Consider the following 17959-nt stretch of genomic DNA (forward strand, 5'->3'; position numbering starts at 1 on the left):
CCGCCGAGGCGGGGATTTTATAGCAGCTTATATAGCTGCAACGGCGTAGGTGTTACTTAGCGATGCGCTTGGCCAGCGTGGCGGCAAGTTTGTCGTTCATCCGGTTAAACGTTTCCACCGTAGTATCCCAGTCGATGCAGGCATCGGTGATGGAAACGCCATACTGCAGTTGGCTAAGGTCTTGGGTCAGTTTTTGATTGCCCCAGCCAATGTTGGATTCAACCATCAGGCCAATAATGGAGGTGTTGCCTTCCAAAATCTGGTTGGTGACGTTCTCCAGCACCAACGGCTGTAGCGCGGCGTCTTTGTTGGAGTTGGCGTGGGAGCAGTCGATCATGATGTTGGGCGATAGCTTGGCTTTCTCAAGCTCTTTCTCCGACAGGGCAACGCTTACGCTGTCGTAGTTGGGCTTGCCGTTACCGCCGCGTAGAACGACATGGCCGTAAGCATTGCCGCGGGTGCGAATAATCGCCACCTGGCCCGCCTGGTTAATGCCCAGGAAGTTGTGCGGGCTGGCTACGGACTGAAGCGCGTTAATCGCCACGTCCAGGCTGCCGTCGGTACCGTTTTTAAAGCCGACCGGGCAGGAGAGTCCAGAAGCCATTTCCCGGTGGGTCTGGGACTCGGTGGTGCGGGCGCCAATCGCCGACCAGCTAATGCAGTCTTGCAGATACTGGGGCGAGATAGGGTCGAGGGCTTCGGTAGCAAGCGGTAAGCCCATTTCGGCCAGATCAACCAGCAATTTGCGGGCGATATGTAGGCCCTCATCGATCTCAAAGGAGTCATTGAGGTGCGGGTCGTTGATCAGGCCTTTCCAGCCGACCGTTGTGCGCGGCTTTTCAAAATAGACGCGCATCACGATATACAGGCTGTCGCTGACTTGGTCAGCCAGCGCACGCAGGCGGCGGGCGTAATCGAGGGCGGCTTCCACATCGTGGATTGAGCATGGACCGACTACTACCAGCAGTCGCGGGTCGTTACCATCCAGGATGTTCTGAATGGTTTGGCGGCCTTCGATCACGGTGCGCTCCGCCGCTTCGGTTAACGGCACGGCGTTCTTGAGCGCTTCTGGCGTGGTGAGAACGTCTTGAGCGAGGACGTTAAGGTTATTAACCTGCTGTTCTGACATCTTGCTACCTGTGCTTGCACTATTTGTGAGAAAAAGTGACGGGGCGATAAAAGTGGCACCTACTATCGCTTGCCGAGCAGGTAAAAATCAATTGTTGTGGAACTACGGCGGCATTAAAAGTGTCAGCCGCAGGGTTTTGCGAAAGGGGGTAAGCGCTTGATGCGCTGCGCGGAACGCGTAACACTGGGGCCTGTATTGTTAGAATTTAGGTCGTTAAAATTCAGTACCGTTATAAAATGCAGCAACATATTCGGGCGAGGTTTTCGCTCTTTTATTCACTCTATGATTAATCAATGCCCAAGGGACGCTATGCTGCTTGCTGTGAACGCCCACTTGTCAGGGCTAATAGGAATGGGGCTCGGCGCGCGCCGTACGAGCTGGAGGAGCGTGTGAATGGGCACTCGGGAAACAGACCAACAGCTTGTTGAACGTGCCCAAAAAGGTGATACGCGCGCTTTCGATCTGCTGGTAAAGAAATACCAGCACAAAATTATCGGCCTGATTGGTCGTTATGTTCATGATCACTCTGAAGTTCAGGATGTGGCCCAGGAGGCATTTATCAAGGCGTATCGCGCCTTGGGCAAGTTTCGCTCAGAAAGTGCGTTCTACACCTGGATGTATCGCATCGCGATTAACACGGCGAAAAATTATCTGGTCTCGCGGGGAAGGCGCCCGCCGGGAAGCGATATGGATATTGTCGACGCGGAAATCATTGATCAAAGCGGACGATTAGCTGACTCCGAGTCACCGGAAGCGGCCATTGCCAGAGACCAGCTCGAAGCCGCGGTTTATCAGGCGATCGAAAACCTGCCCGATGACCTGCGCACGGCAATTACTTTGCGCGAGCTGGACGGCCTTGCTTACGAAGATATTGCGCAGGTCATGCAGTGCCCTGTAGGCACCGTTCGGTCGCGAATTTTCCGTGCTCGTGAAGCGGTTGATGAACATATTCGCCCATTAGTATCGACGGCGCGGAACAGTCGCGATGAGTAGCGGTCAGTAGTGGAAGGCAATATTGTCGCCAAAGAATGCCAGTATAAAAAATGAAGGTTTTATTTTTTTTGTGAACTGTCTGGCATGTAAGGCGTCATAAAACCTGACTATCTTGATGAGCACGTGGGATATGTCATTCGGTGGCATATCAATGTGCGAAGCGTCATGAGCTTAGCATTGCAAACTAATTAGCTTTGTCAATTTAATTAGCTTGCAAAGGAGTCTTGGCCTTGGAAGTCGTCGGAATGATGGGTGCATATCACTACATGCCATCATCCCAGTACTTCTTTTAAACAGTGTGAGGGTGTGAAGTATGAGTCAAAACACACGGGAATCACTTTCGGTGTTAATGGATGGCGAGAGTGATGAGCTTGAGCTTCGCCGAGTGTTGAAGGCACTGCCAAATGATGAAGATGCCGCAGATACATGGCGCCGATATCATCTTGCCCGCAGTATGATGCAGCGCGAGCAGGGCGTAGATGTGAGCGTCGATCTTTCTGCGGGCATTATGGCCCGTCTGCGCGAAGAGCCTGCTCCAGTGGTGGAAGCTGCTGAACCTGTGGCTCATCGCTCAGGTGGCATATCGTTCGCCCGCGGTGCTGGCGTTGCCGCTGCGGTATCCCTAATGGTGATCACTGGCGTTCAGTTCTTCGGCAATGACTCATCCGTTCGCCAGGGCAGTAGTGACGTTGCGACGACTGCGCCCGGTGCAAACGGAGCTACCCAGGTGGAGCCCGTTAATTTAGCTTCTCAGTCTGCTTCTGCAGTAGCTACTCGATCTGACATGCCCATGTTTGAGCCTACGCCGTTTCGGCTTAGCGGCCAGTCGGGTCAGAGTGGTTTAATGAATATTAGCGAAGCTGGTTTTTCGGCCCAGACACCTCAGGGAGTGACCGCTTCCCAAGGTACTAATATTGATCTCGATCAGATTGGCTTATTGCAGTCTTATTTAGAGCAACATACTCAGAGCGCCGCTTACGGCAGTGGTGACAGCTGGATGCCGTTAATGCGTTCATCGACAGTCGCAGAGCCATTAGGCCAGCGTTAAAACGCTAAACTAAATGTCGTTCTTTTTTGATGGTGCATGTTAGGTAAGCTGGGTGTGCGCGGGATAGGGGGTGCAACATGATAAGTCCCCGGCGAGTTAAGCGCGCATGGGTATTGGCGGTAGGGGTGGTTACGCTCCCGCTTCAAGCATATGCGGAAATCGCCAATAGCTCTTCCGACGTTAGCCAACCGGATCGCCATGCAGGCTATGAGTGTGCGGTAGAATCTGAAGCAGCTCCTGACAGTGCAACGCAGTGGCTTGAGCGCGGTTTATGGGCTAGCCACTGTTATGCGTTTCAAGCTAGAGCGGTGGCTATTGATGCTGTCGATGTACGCACGCTAGCATTATCACACCGCATTCAGGACGGTATTCGGCAGCAGGTGGTGCAGTATTTAGATGGCCCCTCTGTCAGCATTGAGCGTCGCTCTCCGGTGGGCAGGTTGGCCTGGACTCAAGAACACAGCAACGGTGAGCTACCCTCACCTGCAAGATGGGCGGCTCATCTTGAGAAATATTACGCTCTTGAACTTGAGGATAATGCCCGGGTAGCTGGTCGCGATGCCGTTAAATTGATTTTTGAGCCCCTTGACCAATGGCGTTTTTCTCGTGAATGGTGGTTAGACCGAGATACCGGTTTGCTACTTAAGCATGTACTCAGTGATCAGCAGGATAGGATCATTGAAACCTTCCAAATTACCCAGCTCCAATCGCCTCAAAAGTACACCGGTAACGTGCGAGGGAGCACGCCTAGCGTTGTTATTAATACCCCTTGGCGCAGCACTTGGCTACCCGATGGTTTTGTAGCGCAACCGGTTACTTTCGCGGGTGATGATTTACACAAACGTGTCTACAGCGATGGTTTAGCCACCGTGAGTATCTTTGTGGAACCCTTAGCGTCTGGAGAAACAACTGCCTTGCAGGAAGGTGTTAAGCAGCTGGGCGTGTCAGCCGTGGCCATTGAACATACTATCACCGCTGAAGGGCGCTGGCAGATGGTGGCCATTGGTGAGCTGCCAGTAGCCACGCTGCAACGTATCGTTCGCTCAATTACTTTCGACTCTGCTGAAGGTCAAGTTCTTGAGAGTGGCGATGAGGTTGAGCCATAGTGTTAGACATGTGTGCATGGCAGGGCAATAAATGATGACTTCCGCTCCCTATCGCTCCTTACTTGGTATGCCACTACTTCGCTCTGGCAAGGTTGTCGACCATGTCCAACAGGGTCTTATCGTAGAAGTTTCAGCCCAACAGGGCTGCGAGCAGTGTGCTCAGGGGCGAGGTTGTGGGGTCGGGTTGTTGGCGCGCCAGCGCAGCCAGCGAATTGCCGTAGCGCTTCCCCCAAAAACGCACAGTGCTGAACGAAACTACCCGCTAGGAAGCCAAGTCAACATTAGCCTGCCGCGCGCCTCTGTCACGCTGCTGGCTTTTTTTGTTTATGGGCTGCCACTACTACTTGCACTATTGTTATCCGGACTTATTTCGCTCATCAGTACTACGATTTGGCTGGCGCCACTGGTCTTTTTTATCGCCTTGGTGAGCGGTGCGCTAAGTATTAAATGCCTAATGCGTGGGCGAGGGGAACGCTTTCGCCCACGTTTGGTCAATTAGTTCTCCGGCATCTCGCTGTGAGTTGTTGATCTGCCTTAGATTACTATCACATTAATAAGTAGGAGCTCTTGCATGAAGCGCTTGATTCTCCCTTCCACGCTATGGGTTTGTGTGGTGGCATTACTAACGTTTGGCCAGGCCGCCAGCGCACAGGGTTTACCTGATTTCACCGAGTTGGTTGAAGATGCCGCCCCTGGAGTGGTGAATATATCGACCAGCAGAACGGTTCAGCGTAACAGCGCGCCAGGGTTTGGCGGGTTCGGTGGTCAGGAAATCCCAGAGATTTTCCGTCACTTCTTCGGTGATAGTTTTCCAGCGCCACCTAGTAGTGGTCAGGGGCGAACGGAGGAGCGTCAGTCATTAGGCTCGGGTTTCGTCATCAGTGACGATGGCTATGTGATGACCAACGCGCATGTCGTGCAGGATGCTGACGAGATTCTTGTGCGGCTCAATGATCGGCGGGAATTGAGCGCGGAAGTGATTGGCAGTGATCCTCAAACCGATGTCGCGCTACTCAAAATCGATGCCAGTGACTTGCCCACGCTTACCTTGGGTAATTCTGATGAGCTCAAAGTAGGCGAGTGGGTGGCCGCCATTGGCTCTCCCTTCGGTTTTGATCACTCGGTCACCGCGGGTATCGTCAGCGCGATTAACCGTACTTTACCCCGCGATGCGTATGTGCCGTTTATTCAGACCGATGTGGCAATCAACCCTGGTAATTCCGGTGGCCCGCTATTTAACCTAGACGGTGAAGTGGTGGGTATCAACTCGCAAATCTTTACCCGCAGTGGCGGTTTTATGGGCGTCTCATTTGCCATTCCTATCAATGTTGCCATGGATGTTGCGGATCAGCTGCGTGAAGGCGGCCGGGTGGATCGCGGCTGGCTAGGCGTTATGATTCAGCCCGTGTCTGAAGATCTGGCCGAATCTTTTGGGATGGAAAATGCGATTGGCGCCTTGATTGCGGATCTTGATCCCGAAGGCCCTGCGGCCCAGGGAGGACTTCAGGCTGGCGATGTCATTCTTGAAGTCAATGGCGAAGAGGTTGAGCGTTCAAGCTCACTGCCGCGTCTGATTGGCAAAGGTGCGCCAGGCACCGAGGTAGAGCTCACCTTAATGCGTGATGGCGAAGAGCTGACCGAGTCAGTCGAATTGGGTAGTTGGCCAAATGCCGAGCAACCGCCGGACCAGCCCAGCAGCAATAATCAAGCCCGTCTTGGTGTGATGGTCGCTGAACTTGATGAGGCAATGCGCGAGCAACTGAATATTCCGGGCGGCGTGATCGTTCGCCAAGTAGAGTCTGGCAGCGTGGCCGCTGAAGCGGGTATTCGCTCTGGAGATGTGTTGGTGAGCATCGATCACCGCAGCGTTTCCTCTTCTGATGAGCTGGTAGAGATCGTCGAGGCGTTGCCAACTGACCGCGCTATCCCCGTGCGTCTTTTCCGCGACGGCCGTTCACTATTCGTCGCGCTGCGTCTGGAATAACCCGCCTATTTTCACTCCTGGTCCGGCGGTTCTCGCCGGACCGCTGTTCCTAGCCTGCGCATATCGCTACAATAGCGGATATCTTTTTGTCGGAAATGGCCCTTATTTGTAAACGGCAGCTGTTTTCGAGCTTTGAACTCTCGAAGCGGCCTGCCAATGCGGCCGCTTGCGTACCACTAAGGCAGAACAGACTCGATGTCCCAAGACGTTCCCAACGGAAAGCTTAAGCACATACGCAATTTCTCGATAATCGCCCACATTGACCACGGTAAATCGACGCTCTCTGATCGTCTGATCCAGACTTGCGAAGGGTTAACCGAGCGTGAGCTTAAAGAGCAAGTGCTCGACTCCATGGATATAGAGCGCGAGCGTGGCATTACCATCAAGGCGCAGTCGGTCACGCTGGATTACACGGCTGCCGACGGTCAGGTTTACCAGCTGAACTTTATCGATACGCCTGGCCATGTCGACTTTTCCTACGAAGTATCGCGCTCGCTCTACGCCTGTGAAGGTGCACTGCTGGTGGTCGATGCAGCGCAAGGCGTGGAAGCCCAGTCGGTCGCCAACTGCTATACCGCGATCGAACAAGGCCTGGAAGTTCTGCCGGTGCTTAACAAAATCGATTTACCCCAGGCTGACTGTGACAAGGTTTCTCAGGAAATCGAGGAGATCATCGGCCTGGATGCGACCGATGCCTGTCGAGTGTCGGCTAAAAGCGGTATTGGAATCGATGCCCTGCTTGAACGACTGGTGCGTGATATTCCGCCACCCAAAGGCGATCCGGATGCACCCTTACAAGCGCTTATTATCGACTCCTGGTTTGATAACTATCTCGGCGTAGTGTCGCTAGTGCGTCTATTTGATGGCACTCTGCGCAAAGGCGATAAGATCCGTATTAAATCGACGGGCCGCGATTGGGGTACCACGGAGGTGGGTATTTTTACCCCCCAGCGTAAACAGACCAATATCCTGCGTGCCGGTGAAGTCGGTTTTATTGTCGCTGGCATCAAGGAGATTCACGGGGCACCGGTGGGCGATACAATTACCCATACTAAAACCCCCGACGTAGCGCGTCTGCCCGGTTTCCAAAAAGTGAAGCCGCAGGTCTATGCCGGTATGTTCCCGGTCAGCGCGGATGATTACGAAGACTTCCGCGATGCGCTCGAAAAACTGGCGCTTAACGATGCCTCGCTTGAATATGTGCCAGAGAATTCCGACGCCCTTGGCTTCGGTTTCCGTGTGGGCTTTCTTGGCACGCTGCACATGGAGATTGTCCAGGAGCGCCTGGAGCGTGAGTATAATATTGACCTGCTCACCACCGCGCCTACGGTGGTTTACGAATTAGCGATGAAGAATGGCGAGGTTAACTACGTTTCCAACCCCTCCAAACTGCCCGATATGGCCGACGTAGATGAAATGCGCGAGCCGGTTGTCCGCGCCAGCATCCTGGTCCCCCAGGAGTATGTCGGCAACGTTATTACCGAGTGTGAACAGCGCCGCGGTACACAGCGGGATATGCAGTTCTTGGGCAACCAGATTCAACTGGCCTACGAACTGCCCATGTCGGAAGTGGTCATGGACTTCTTTGATCGCCTGAAGTCCATCTCGAAGGGGTATGCGTCGCTTGAGTACAACTTCGAACGCTTTGAAGAGGCCAAATTGGTGCGTTTAGACGTACTGATTAACGGCGATAAAGTCGATGCATTAGCCGTCATTATCCACCGCGACCATGCCCACACTCGCGGCCGTTTGCTGGTGGAAAAAATGAAGGAGCTGATCCCACGGCAGATGTTTGATGTAGCGATTCAGGCTGCCATCGGTGGCCAGGTGGTAGCTCGTTCCACCGTGAAGGCGCTGCGCAAGAACGTTACGGCTAAGTGTTACGGCGGCGATGTCAGCCGTAAGAAAAAACTGCTCGAGAAACAGAAAGCGGGTAAGAAACGCATGAAACAAGTGGGGCGTGTGGAAATTCCCCAAGATGCCTTCCTTGCTGTGCTCAAGGTTAACGACTAGGAAAGAACGCCACTCATGGATTTTTCATTATTACTGGTACTTGCCGTTGCGCTCTCGGGCATTATTTACCTGTTGGACGTGTGGTTATTAAAGCCCAAGCGCCGCCAACGCTTCGCCGCAGCGGAGGCCAATACCCAGGAGGGGCTGGATCCAGTTACCAGCGAAAAACTGCTTAAAGAGCCTTGGCCGGTCGACTACGCGCGCTCGTTTTTCCCAGTGCTACTGGTGGTGCTGGTGGTGCGTAGTTTTATCATTGAACCCTTTCAGATTCCTTCGGGTTCAATGCGGCCTACGCTTGAAGTGGGTGACTTTATCCTGGTCAACAAGTTTGCCTATGGCCTACGCTTGCCGGTGGTGAATACGCGCTTTATCGAAGTAGATGACCCAGAGCGTGGCGATGTAATGGTGTTTCGCTTTCCTGAAGAACCCTCGGTGAATTTCATCAAGCGTGTGGTCGGGATGCCTGGGGATCGTATCCGTTATGAGGGCAAGCAGCTCTATGTTAACGGTGAGCCAGTGACCAAAGAGCTGATCGAAGAGGGCCCAGAAGGTTCGCCCCAGCAGCTACTGTTAGAAGAACGCCTTGGCGACGCCGAGCACTTTATTTATAACAACCCGCGCGACCCTGGCCCGCAAATGCGTGAAGTGGAGGTCCCAGAAGGCCACTATTTCACGATGGGTGATAACCGTGACCATTCCAACGACAGCCGCTATTGGGGCTTCGTGCCCGAAGAGAATATTGTTGGTCGAGCGTTTGCAGTGTGGATGCATTGGGATGGCGGGTTGCCAAGTTTTACCAGCGTGCGGCGCATTGAATGAAGACGCCGCTTACGCTGAATTTAGTTAGTTATGTCACTTTAGTTAACGTCAATGACGTAGGAGAGCTGTGAGTAATTCCTTGAACGCTTTTTGCCGACGAATCGGCCATACCTTTGGCGATGATTCGCTATTGGAATTGGCCTTGACCCACCGTAGCTTCGGTGGTCGCAACAATGAGCGCCTGGAGTTTCTAGGTGACTCCATCGTCAACTTTGTCATTGCCGAGGCGCTGTTTCAGCGCTTTCCCCAGGCCCGAGAAGGGCAACTCTCACGCCTGCGTGCGCGCCTGGTAAAGGGGCAAACTCTGGCGGAGCTGGCCCGAGAAATGGAGTATGGCGAATGCTTGCGGTTAGGCTCTGGCGAGATGAAAAGCGGTGGACATCGGCGTGAATCTATCCTGGCGGATGCGGTAGAAGCCATTATTGGCGCCATCTATCTGGATGCTGGGATGGACGTGGTGCGTGAGCGTGTGTTGGATTGGTATGCAGAAAGGCTGGATAATATCTCGTTGCAAGATACTCAGAAAGACCCCAAAACGCGGCTGCAGGAATTTTTGCAGTCGCGCCAAGCCGCGTTGCCGCGGTATGAAGTTGTCTGCGTGAAGGGAGAGGCGCATGCCCAGACCTTTACCGTGGAGTGCTACATTGATCTTTTAGCAGAGCATACCACTGGTAAAGGTCCTAGCCGCCGCCATGCTGAACAGCAAGCGGCAGAAGAAGCGTTGTCGTACCTCGAAAAAAGCCCTGGAGATAAATCATGAGCCAAACCTGCGGATTCGTTGCCATTGTCGGCCGACCCAACGTGGGCAAATCGACCCTCATGAACCGTATTCTGGGGCAGAAAATATCGATTACCTCACGGCGCCCTCAAACCACGCGCCATAAGGTCATGGGTATTAAAACGGTCGATGAGACCCAGTTTATTTATGTAGATACTCCTGGCATGCATATTATGTCCAAGGATCGCAATAAAGCCATCAATCGCTTTATGAATCAGGCAGCTACGCAGGCGCTGCGCGACGTCGATTGTGTGGTGTTTATTATTGACCGCACCCGTTGGACAGAAGAGGACCAGGCCGTATTAAAGCGCCTGGAGCACGTTAAAGCGCCGGTAATTCTGGCGGTCAATAAAGTCGACCGTTTAGGTGAAAAGGGCGATTTATTGCCTTGGCTAGCGGAGGTCGGTGCTCGCCGGGACTTCGCCGCCATCGTGCCGATTTCAGCCAAACACGGCACTCAGGTAGATACCCTTGAAGAGGAGGTGGCCAAACATCTGCCTGAAAGCGTTCACTTCTTCCCTGAAGACCAAATTACCGATAAAAGCCTACGCTTTATGGCCGCCGAGCTGGTACGTGAAAAAGTCATGCGCCAGTTGGGCGATGAGTTGCCCTACCAGATGACCGTTGAAATTGAAGAGTTCCGCGAGACCGAACGTGTCACGCATATCAGTGCGCTCATTCTTGTTGAACGCCAGGGACAGAAAGTCATTTTGATTGGTGAAAATGGTGACCGCCTCAAGAGTATTGGCCGTGAAGCGCGCCTGGATATGGAGCGCGCGCTAGGCACGAAAGTGATGCTCAATTTATGGGTGAAAGTGAAGCGTGGCTGGTCAGATGACGAGCGCGCCCTGAAAAGCTTGGGTTACGACCTCGATTGAGTGTAGCGATGGCGCCAGAGCCGGCTTTTTTACTCCATCGTCGGCCATATCGCGAAACCAGTGCGCTGGTGGATCTATTAACGCTTGATTACGGCAGGGTACGAGCCGTTGCTCATGGAGGTCAGCGGCCTGGCTCAAAATCGCGACAGCGTCTCCAGCCGTTCACACCGCTATTCGTGAGTTGGCAGGGCAGTCGTGATTTAAAGCGGCTTACGCTTATGGAATCTCGCGGACAGACGGCGCTGCTGGCCGGTGAAGGTCTTTTATGTGGGCTCTATGCCAATGAGATCGCCACACGGCTACTGCCGTTAGAGCTTCCAGCCCCCGAGGTTTTCGCGTTTTATACCGCGCTACTCGAAGCACTACCAGTGCCCGCGGAACGCGCATTGGCACTGCGCCGCTATGAGTGGGCGCTGCTAGAAACGCTTGAGGCAACGCCGCAGTTTACGACGCCAGAGGGTGGCGTTCTGGATCCCCAGCTCCGCTACCGTTTTGACGCCGCCAGCCGCGCATTTATGCCTGCTGAGCGTGGGCTCGACGGCAGAACGCTGCGCTACATTGAGCAGGGTGATTGGCAGCATGAAGGCCTTGCCAACGCATTGAAGGCAGTAATGCGAGCGGCGCTGGCGCCCCATCTTGGCTCCACCGTTTTGCGTTCACGAGAGCTGATGCTCGATTTAGCGCGGCGTCGCCATCGTCCTTAATTTTTTGAATGTCCTGTTCACACACTCTTATTTTATCGTTGCGCTGGAGGCATTATGCACCCCCCTCGGATTCTGTTAGGCGTCAATATTGACCATATTGCGACACTTCGCCAAGCCCGAGGTACCCGCTATCCGGACCCCGTGCAAGCCGCGCTAATGGCCGAAGAGGCGGGTGCCGATGGTATTACGGTGCATCTGCGTGAAGACCGTCGCCATATTCAACCTCGGGATGTGCGCATTCTGGCCGAAGTACTTAATACGCGCATGAATCTGGAAATGGCGGTTACCGAAGAGATGCTGGCGCTGGCCGAAGAAGTGCGCCCAGCCCATGTCTGTTTAGTGCCGGAAAAACGCGAAGAGCTGACCACCGAAGGCGGTCTCGATGTTGTCGGCGGCTTCGACGCTATAGCCAGCGCCTGCCAGCGGCTAAGTGCGGCGGGTTGCGATGTGTCCTTGTTTATCGACCCAGATGTGGAGCAGATCGATGCTGCCCAGCGCGCCGGGGCACCAACTATTGAACTGCACACGGGCGCTTACGCAGAAGCTCGCCCCGGCAGCGATGCCGCGAACGCGGAGTATCACCGCTTAACCGCCGCCGCGACTCACGCTATTTCATTGGGGTTGGTCGTCAACGCCGGTCATGGCCTGCACTACCATAACGTTGAGGCGATTGCGGCGCTGCCAGGGGTTAACGAGCTCAATATCGGCCACGCCATTATTGCCCGTGCGCTGTTTGTTGGCCTGAAAGAGGCCGTGCAGGAGATGAAGCGCTTGATCATCGCAGGCCAGGAAGCAGGTTTAATGGCGGCACTAGACGCCCACGACCATGACCATGAAGACCACCCTGAGCATGTGCATAATGGCTGCTGTGGGCACTAATTAGAGGTTTCTATTCAGAGGTTTTTTAGGCGATGATTGTGGGAATTGGCTCGGATATTGCCCGCGTTGAGCGCTTTGCACGGGCCATGCAACGACACGGCCCGCGCTTTGCGCTTCGCATTTTAGGCCCTGAAGAGCATACGCTTTGGCAGCAGAAATCCCAACCCGCCGCGTTTCTAGCCAAACGCTTTGCCGCCAAAGAAGCGTTCGTTAAAGCGCTGGGGTTAGGCCTACGCCAGGGGTTGCAGTGGTGTGATATCCAGGTACTGAACGATGCCTTGGGTAAGCCCTATTTCCTGCTTAACGGGGAAGCTGAGCGGCTCCTGCAAGCTGCAGGAGTCACCGCCAGCCACGTTACTTTGAGCGATGAAGCCGAGTATGCGGTGGCTTTTGTTGTATTAGAGCGTGAAGCCCAAGACTAACGTTAAGTTTTGATTAATGCTCATTTAATTTAATGTCTGAGCAGCAGCGGGCGGTGCGAACGTAGCCTTGCCATTGCCCGATATAAATCTTCCAATAGCCCCTCAACATGGTCTAAGCCGCTGGTGCGTAGGCGGGTTTCCAGAGTCTCTACCAGCAAGGCGAGCTCTGGCGCACCGCAGTAGCGGCTGGCGCCATTGAGTCCATGTACCCAATCGAGCAGCGTGGGTAAGTTTTTTTGCGCAAAAGCAGTGCGCATATGCTGTTCACTCTCATCGAAACTGTCGATCAGGCGTTTTAGCTGCTCTCGCGCCAAATACTCTTTACCCCCCGCGAGGCGGGCGCCCATTTCAAGATCAACGACGGGTAGCGTGGCGGGTGCCGTGTGGCTAAAGCGTGGCTTATTGACGGTGTTACTGCCGCGCTGTGAATAAAACGTCGTTGCGCTACTTGTGGTCAGCCGATGGGTAACCCCCAAAAAGCGATTTAGCAACTGATCTAACTGTACCTCGTCAATCGGTTTTATCAGCACGTCATCAAGGCCTTCCGCGAGCCACTGCTGGCGCTCGCTGCTCAGCACGTGGGCGGTAACAGCAATAATGGGGCAGCGGGCCCAGGTACTGCTGAGTCGGCGCAGCGCCTGGGTGGTCTGCACGCCGTCCATCCCCGGCATACGTATGTCCATTAACACCATGTCAGCAGTATGGGAACGCGCGAATTCTAGCGCCTGATGCCCGCTATCTACCGTAATGACATGTAGCGTTGGGTCTTCAAGCATGTTTTTGAGCAGGTCTCGGTTCGGCGCATTATCGTCGACAATGAGTAGTTTGAGTGGTTGGGATAACGCAGGTGATGCTAATAGTTCCTGATCGCCTTTATATGGCATAAGTTCAGGTAGTAGCAGTTGTTTAAGCGATGCCAGCAGCTGAGCGCGGGAAAAGGGTTTGTAGAGTGTTTCACCGCCATGGGTTAAGTGCAGCGGCGGCAGGTCAAAGCTATTGCCGTTGGCTAAAATCAATGTGGGGCAGGGCGTTTGATCAATCACCGTTTGCCAGTGGGAGTGCCATTCAGGGGTAAAGTCGATGTGTTCTAACCCTAATATCATCAGTTTCGCTGGCTCAGAGGCGTCAAACGCGATCGGCTGTGCTTCCCAGCGCTCCAGTAGATGCTCAAGTACATGACGGGTAGGCGCGTGAGTTTCATATAAGCGAATAGTTGGGTTGGCCAGGCTGATTTCCGGTGGCCGTTCGTTCGCCTTGTGAGCAAGCATGGGCAGCGTGAAAGAGAAGGTGGTGCCTTTACCCAGCTCGCTTTCGACCTCAATCTCTCCGCCCATGCGCTCAATCAATTGTCGGCAGATTGTAAGACCCAGGCCGCTGCCACCAAATTGCCGCGAATGGCTGGGTTCTGCTTGGGAAAAGGCGCTGAAGAGGGCCTCCTGGTGGGCGTCGCTTAGGCCAATTCCCGTGTCACTGACACTGAGATTGAGCACCACATGCTGACCTTCCAGGTTGTCCAGCATGACGCGAACGATCACGTCGCCTTCATGGGTAAATTTGAGCGCATTGCCAATTAAGTTATTCAATACCTGATGAATACGTAGCGGGTCGCCGGTCAGCGGTGTAGGGACGTCGTCATACACCATAGCCACCAAATGTAGCTGCTTGCGCTGGGCTTCTGGAGCATGCAACCCAACAACTTCGTCAACCAGTGCGACAATATCGATATCGGCTTCTTCCAGGGTGAGGCGATTAGCTTCAAGCTTGGAAAAGTCGAGTACGTCGTTAACCAGCATGAGCAGATTGTCGCAAGCGCGGTGCACGTGCTGCAGCCATTCCTGCTGTCGTGTATCCATTGACGAGCGCCCCAGTAATCGGCAGAAGCCGATAATCCCGTTCAGCGGCGTGCGGATTTCATGGCTCATATTGGCTAAAAATTCAGACTTCACCGCGTTAGCTCGCAGCGCGCTGCGATGGGCCAAATCGAGCTTGATATTCTGCTCTTCAATGGTTTCCATTGACTCTTGCAGCTCGCTGGTGGCCTGTTCGATTTGCGTTTGCATATCCCGCTGGGCCTGCTGAAAGTGCTCGGCCAGGGCGTTAATATGGCTACTCAGATGGTGAAGCTCTGTCGCATTAGAGGGCGCCAAACGTAGTCGGTAATCACCGCGGGATAGGCGATAAAGCGCTTGGTTGGCTTCTTCGATAGGGCGGGTGGCATAGCGGCTGATGGCGAAAGCGACTAAAAACAGCAGCAGGCCTAGCAACATGCCGCCTAAACTGAGACTGGCAATCAGCTTATAGCGCACTAGGGTAAGTCCCCGGGGATCCATTTCGATGTCTAACCAGCCAACGCTACTATCGCTTGCTCGAACCTGGTCTGGGTTGGCTTGTCTTGTATTGATCTGGCTTGTACTGAACTGAGGCGTAACTAGCGGCAAACGCAGCCGCCAAACATCCTCCTTCATGATGAGTTGGTGATCAGTTGGGGCATCGAGCAGCGGTGAGTTGGAATGACCCAATAATAAGAGGCGATCGCCTTGTTGATTAAATAGCGCAACCGATCGCAGTCCTTTCGCATTGAGGAGTTGGCGAGCCAAGGCCTCCTGGCGCTGAGCATCAGCCGTTGCAACCGCGGTAGCAAGGCTTGGGGCTAATAACTCAACGGCACTTTCCAAGCGTGCTTGCTGTGCTGCGCGAGCTTCCGTATCACTCTGTATGACCAGCAGTACGGCCATCATGGCGTATACCAGCAGCGGAAAACCGAGTAAGGCAAAGAGAAGACGGGTGTTCAAAGACATGAAAAGAGCTCGTTGATTCAATGAGGTTGCCTGTCCAGCCCAAGGCAGCACCGATATAATGCAGCATAACGGTGACGATAAGGAACATTCATGAAAGATCTTAAGGGCTATCCCACGTTAGAAGATGTGGTTGGCAACACGCCCCTGGTACGTCTGAAGCGTATTAGCGCTGGGCGTAATAATACCCTATTGGCTAAGCTCGAAGGCAATAACCCCGCTGGCTCGGTCAAAGACCGCCCCGCGCTCTCCATGATCAATGAGGCAGAAGCCCGGGGTGATATTACCCCCGGCGATACGCTGATTGAGGCAACCTCAGGCAATACCGGTATTGCGCTAGCCATGGCGGCGGCGATTAAAGGCTATCAGATGGTGCTGGTAATGCCCGAAAATGCCTCGGAAGAGCGTAAGCAGGCGATGGCCGCCTATGGCGCTAAATTGATTTCTGCCAGCAAAGCGGGCGGCATGGAAGAGGCACGGGATATTGCGGATGGCATGATCGCCAGTGGGGAGGGTAAACCGCTGAATCAGTTCGCCAACCCAGATAACCCGTTAGCGCACTACCGCACCACAGGGCCAGAAGTGTGGCAACAAACCGGCGGCGAGGTGACGCACTTCGTCAGCTCCATGGGGACGACGGGTACCATCATGGGCGTGTCGCGCTATTTAAAAGAGCAAAACCCAGCCATTCAAATTGTCGGTTTACAGCCCGCTGATGGCGCCAGTATTCCCGGCATACGGCGTTGGCCAGAAGCGTACCTGCCGGCTATTTTCGAAGCACCACGGGTGGATGTCACCCTCGATATTGGTCAGCAAGAGGCCGAAGAGCATATGCGCCGTCTCGCCCGTGAAGAGGGTATTCTGGCTGGGGTTTCATCGGGGGGCAGCTTAGCCGGTGCGTTACGCATCGCTGAGCAAACCGAAAATGCGGTGATTGTGTTTATCGTCTGCGACCGTGGTGACCGCTATCTTTCCACTGGCCTATTTGCCCCAGGAGTATAACTATGGCCATGTTGGGAAAACGGCGGCCGCCTAGGCCCGCTTCAGGTCACTCTGGGCTAGCGCGTACGCTGGGTGGTAAGGCTCCGCATTCCGCTGTAGAGGATGCATCGCCGCTGGTCATTGAACGTTTGGCTCATGATGGGCGCGGCGTGGCCCACTCCGCCAATGGTAAAACGGTGTTTGTTGATCAGGCGCTGCCCGGTGAGCAAGTGGACGTGGCGATTCATACCACCCGCAAACGCTTTGACGAAGCGCATATCAAATCGCTGCTGACGACATCGGAGCAGCGCGTCACACCGCCTTGCCCGCATTTCGGCCACTGCGGCGGCTGTGATCTGCAGCACCTCAGTGTCGAAGCCCAGCGCGACCATAAACGTGAAGTGGTGCGCGATCTGTTTTCTCGCCAGGGTATAACGCTAGGCGAGATCGGCTCGATTCAAGGCAGCGATCAGGGCTATCGGCGCCGCGCGCGGCTGGGGGTCAAAGTCGACAGCCAGGGCACTACGCGCCTTGGCTTTCGTGCCGCCCATAGCCACCGCCTGGTAGATATTGAACGCTGCCTGGTGTTGGTTGATCCCTTACAGCGTCTGTTAACACCTCTGCGTGAGCTGCTGGGAACGTTAGAGGCGCCGCGCCAGGTAGGGCATATCGAACTATTGGCAACGGCGACTGCCCAGGTCGTGTTGGTTCGTCAGTTAAAAGAGCACGCCGGGGACGCCGAGCGCTGGCAAGCCTTTGCGCAGCAGCAGGGTGTGGCGCTGGGCACCTGGTTGGGGCGTGAAACCCCCACTCTGCACTGGCATGGCGCAGCGCCGGCGCTTGAAGAGTCGCTAACCGTTACCGGCCAACCACCGCTTAGCTTAAGTTTTGCACCGGGAGATTTTTTACAGGTCAACGCCCCGGTTAACCAGCAAATGGTCGACCAGGTCATCCAGTGGTTAGCGCCGAAGTCAGGACAAAAACTGCTCGATCTGTTTGCCGGTATCGGTAATTTCAGCCTACCCATAGCGGCAGCGGGTGCTGAGGTCCATGCAGTGGAAGGTAACCCCGCCATGGTGGCGCGGATTGCCATTAATGCTAAGCGTAACCAACTGATGGTCAGCGGCCAGCAGGCTGATTTAAGCAACGCTGTTGGCGTTAATGAGCTGTTAACTGTTCATGGTGATAGTGATGCGCTGGTGCTCGATCCGCCGCGTAGTGGCGCTGATATTATTTGTCAGGCGCTGGCGCATCATCCGGTGCCCAGGGTGGTCTATATTTCCTGTGATCCGGCGACGCTTGCCCGGGATGCGGCACACCTTGTGCATGCGGGGTACCGGGTCAAGCAAGTAGTAGTGGCGGATATGTTCCTTCACACTGCGCATATGGAAACGCTGATGCTGTTCGAGTACAGGGACTAGATATTTCCC

16 protein-coding genes are annotated in these 17959 nt (G+C 54.4%); 14 read left to right on the forward strand and 2 right to left on the reverse strand.

Annotated elements, in window-relative coordinates; genetic code table 11:
- Nucleotides 1-52: 52 nt before the first annotated feature.
- The gene (locus tag QHL1GM_RS01525; protein ID WP_071692905.1) at nt 53-1129 is read right to left on the reverse strand and encodes a 3-deoxy-7-phosphoheptulonate synthase; all 1077 of its coding nucleotides are present in this window, start codon (nt 1127-1129) and stop codon (nt 53-55) included.
- Between the two features lie 393 nt (nt 1130-1522).
- Between QHL1GM_RS01525 and rpoE the strand changes: the two genes are divergently transcribed.
- The 12 genes from rpoE (at nt 1523) to acpS (ending at nt 12753) form a co-directional block, all read left to right on the forward strand.
- Entirely contained in the window at nt 1523-2122 is a 600-nt protein-coding gene (rpoE, locus tag QHL1GM_RS01530) for an RNA polymerase sigma factor RpoE (protein WP_071692906.1), read from the forward strand.
- Between the two features lie 313 nt (nt 2123-2435).
- A complete protein-coding gene (locus QHL1GM_RS01535; RefSeq protein ID WP_071692907.1) occupies nt 2436-3170 on the forward strand; it encodes a sigma-E factor negative regulatory protein in 735 nt (244 codons plus the stop codon).
- A 77-nt stretch (nt 3171-3247) separates the two neighbouring features.
- A complete protein-coding gene (locus QHL1GM_RS01540) occupies nt 3248-4276 on the forward strand; it encodes a MucB/RseB C-terminal domain-containing protein (RefSeq protein WP_071692908.1) in 1029 nt (342 codons plus the stop codon).
- 31 nt (nt 4277-4307) lie between these two features.
- Complete coding sequence (locus tag QHL1GM_RS01545) at nt 4308-4775, forward strand: SoxR reducing system RseC family protein (protein ID WP_071692909.1); 468 nt, start codon at nt 4308-4310, stop codon at nt 4773-4775.
- Nucleotides 4776-4847: 72 nt separating this feature from the next.
- Entirely contained in the window at nt 4848-6260 is a 1413-nt protein-coding gene (locus tag QHL1GM_RS01550) for a DegQ family serine endoprotease (protein ID WP_071692910.1), read from the forward strand.
- A 195-nt stretch (nt 6261-6455) separates the two neighbouring features.
- Nucleotides 6456-8273: a translation elongation factor 4 gene (lepA, locus tag QHL1GM_RS01555; RefSeq protein ID WP_071692911.1), complete on the forward strand. Its 1818-nt coding sequence runs from the start codon at nt 6456-6458 to the stop codon at nt 8271-8273.
- Nucleotides 8274-8288: 15 nt separating this feature from the next.
- On the forward strand, nt 8289-9092 hold the full coding sequence (lepB, locus tag QHL1GM_RS01560; protein WP_071692912.1) for a signal peptidase I: 804 nt from the start codon (nt 8289-8291) through the stop codon (nt 9090-9092).
- A 67-nt stretch (nt 9093-9159) separates the two neighbouring features.
- Nucleotides 9160-9852 carry a ribonuclease III gene (gene rnc / locus QHL1GM_RS01565; RefSeq protein ID WP_071692913.1) on the forward strand — a complete coding sequence of 231 codons (693 nt, stop codon included), beginning with the start codon at nt 9160-9162 and terminating at the stop codon, nt 9850-9852.
- The gene (era, locus tag QHL1GM_RS01570; protein WP_071692914.1) at nt 9849-10748 is read left to right on the forward strand and encodes a GTPase Era; all 900 of its coding nucleotides are present in this window, start codon (nt 9849-9851) and stop codon (nt 10746-10748) included. The genes rnc and era overlap by 4 nt, the downstream gene beginning before the upstream one ends.
- 8 nt (nt 10749-10756) lie before the next feature.
- The gene (gene recO, locus QHL1GM_RS01575; RefSeq protein ID WP_071692915.1) at nt 10757-11452 is read left to right on the forward strand and encodes a DNA repair protein RecO; all 696 of its coding nucleotides are present in this window, start codon (nt 10757-10759) and stop codon (nt 11450-11452) included.
- Nucleotides 11453-11506: 54 nt separating this feature from the next.
- A complete protein-coding gene (gene pdxJ / locus QHL1GM_RS01580; RefSeq protein WP_071692916.1) occupies nt 11507-12331 on the forward strand; it encodes a pyridoxine 5'-phosphate synthase in 825 nt (274 codons plus the stop codon).
- Between the two features lie 32 nt (nt 12332-12363).
- Nucleotides 12364-12753, forward strand: coding sequence for a holo-ACP synthase (gene acpS / locus QHL1GM_RS01585; RefSeq protein WP_071692917.1), 390 nt, complete (start codon nt 12364-12366; stop codon nt 12751-12753).
- Between the two features lie 29 nt (nt 12754-12782).
- Here the strand turns inward: acpS and QHL1GM_RS01590 are convergent, their stop codons facing one another.
- A complete protein-coding gene (locus tag QHL1GM_RS01590; RefSeq protein ID WP_071692918.1) occupies nt 12783-15551 on the reverse strand; it encodes an ATP-binding protein in 2769 nt (922 codons plus the stop codon).
- A gap of 90 nt (nt 15552-15641) precedes the next feature.
- Here QHL1GM_RS01590 and cysM point away from each other — a divergent pair, with 90 nt between their 5' ends.
- Complete coding sequence (gene cysM / locus QHL1GM_RS01595; protein WP_071692919.1) at nt 15642-16550, forward strand: cysteine synthase CysM; 909 nt, start codon at nt 15642-15644, stop codon at nt 16548-16550.
- A gap of 2 nt (nt 16551-16552) precedes the next feature.
- Nucleotides 16553-17950 (forward strand): TRAM domain-containing protein, encoded by a 1398-nt coding sequence (locus tag QHL1GM_RS01600; RefSeq protein WP_071692920.1) that lies wholly within the window; start codon nt 16553-16555, stop codon nt 17948-17950.
- Nucleotides 17951-17959 lie beyond the last annotated feature (9 nt).

This window comes from Halomonas sp. QHL1, from assembly GCF_001882345.1.
Taxonomy (GTDB): domain Bacteria; phylum Pseudomonadota; class Gammaproteobacteria; order Pseudomonadales; family Halomonadaceae; genus Vreelandella.

Bases quoted from the DNA above. Each gene is read 5' to 3' on its own strand.
- QHL1GM_RS01525 (WP_071692905.1), bottom strand. From the start codon at position 1,129: ATGTCAGAACAGCAGGTTAATAACCTTAACGTCCTCGCTCAAGACGTT.
- rpoE (WP_071692906.1), top strand. From the start codon at position 1,523: ATGGGCACTCGGGAAACAGACCAACAGCTTGTTGAACGTGCCCAAAAA.
- QHL1GM_RS01535 (WP_071692907.1), top strand. From the start codon at position 2,436: ATGAGTCAAAACACACGGGAATCACTTTCGGTGTTAATGGATGGCGAG.
- QHL1GM_RS01540 (WP_071692908.1), top strand. From the start codon at position 3,248: ATGATAAGTCCCCGGCGAGTTAAGCGCGCATGGGTATTGGCGGTAGGG.
- QHL1GM_RS01545 (WP_071692909.1), top strand. From the start codon at position 4,308: ATGATGACTTCCGCTCCCTATCGCTCCTTACTTGGTATGCCACTACTT.
- QHL1GM_RS01550 (WP_071692910.1), top strand. From the start codon at position 4,848: ATGAAGCGCTTGATTCTCCCTTCCACGCTATGGGTTTGTGTGGTGGCA.
- lepA (WP_071692911.1), top strand. From the start codon at position 6,456: ATGTCCCAAGACGTTCCCAACGGAAAGCTTAAGCACATACGCAATTTC.
- lepB (WP_071692912.1), top strand. From the start codon at position 8,289: ATGGATTTTTCATTATTACTGGTACTTGCCGTTGCGCTCTCGGGCATT.
- era (WP_071692914.1), top strand. From the start codon at position 9,849: ATGAGCCAAACCTGCGGATTCGTTGCCATTGTCGGCCGACCCAACGTG.
- recO (WP_071692915.1), top strand. From the start codon at position 10,757: ATGGCGCCAGAGCCGGCTTTTTTACTCCATCGTCGGCCATATCGCGAA.
- pdxJ (WP_071692916.1), top strand. From the start codon at position 11,507: ATGCACCCCCCTCGGATTCTGTTAGGCGTCAATATTGACCATATTGCG.
- acpS (WP_071692917.1), top strand. From the start codon at position 12,364: ATGATTGTGGGAATTGGCTCGGATATTGCCCGCGTTGAGCGCTTTGCA.
- QHL1GM_RS01590 (WP_071692918.1), bottom strand. From the start codon at position 15,551: ATGTCTTTGAACACCCGTCTTCTCTTTGCCTTACTCGGTTTTCCGCTG.
- cysM (WP_071692919.1), top strand. From the start codon at position 15,642: ATGAAAGATCTTAAGGGCTATCCCACGTTAGAAGATGTGGTTGGCAAC.
- QHL1GM_RS01600 (WP_071692920.1), top strand. From the start codon at position 16,553: ATGGCCATGTTGGGAAAACGGCGGCCGCCTAGGCCCGCTTCAGGTCAC.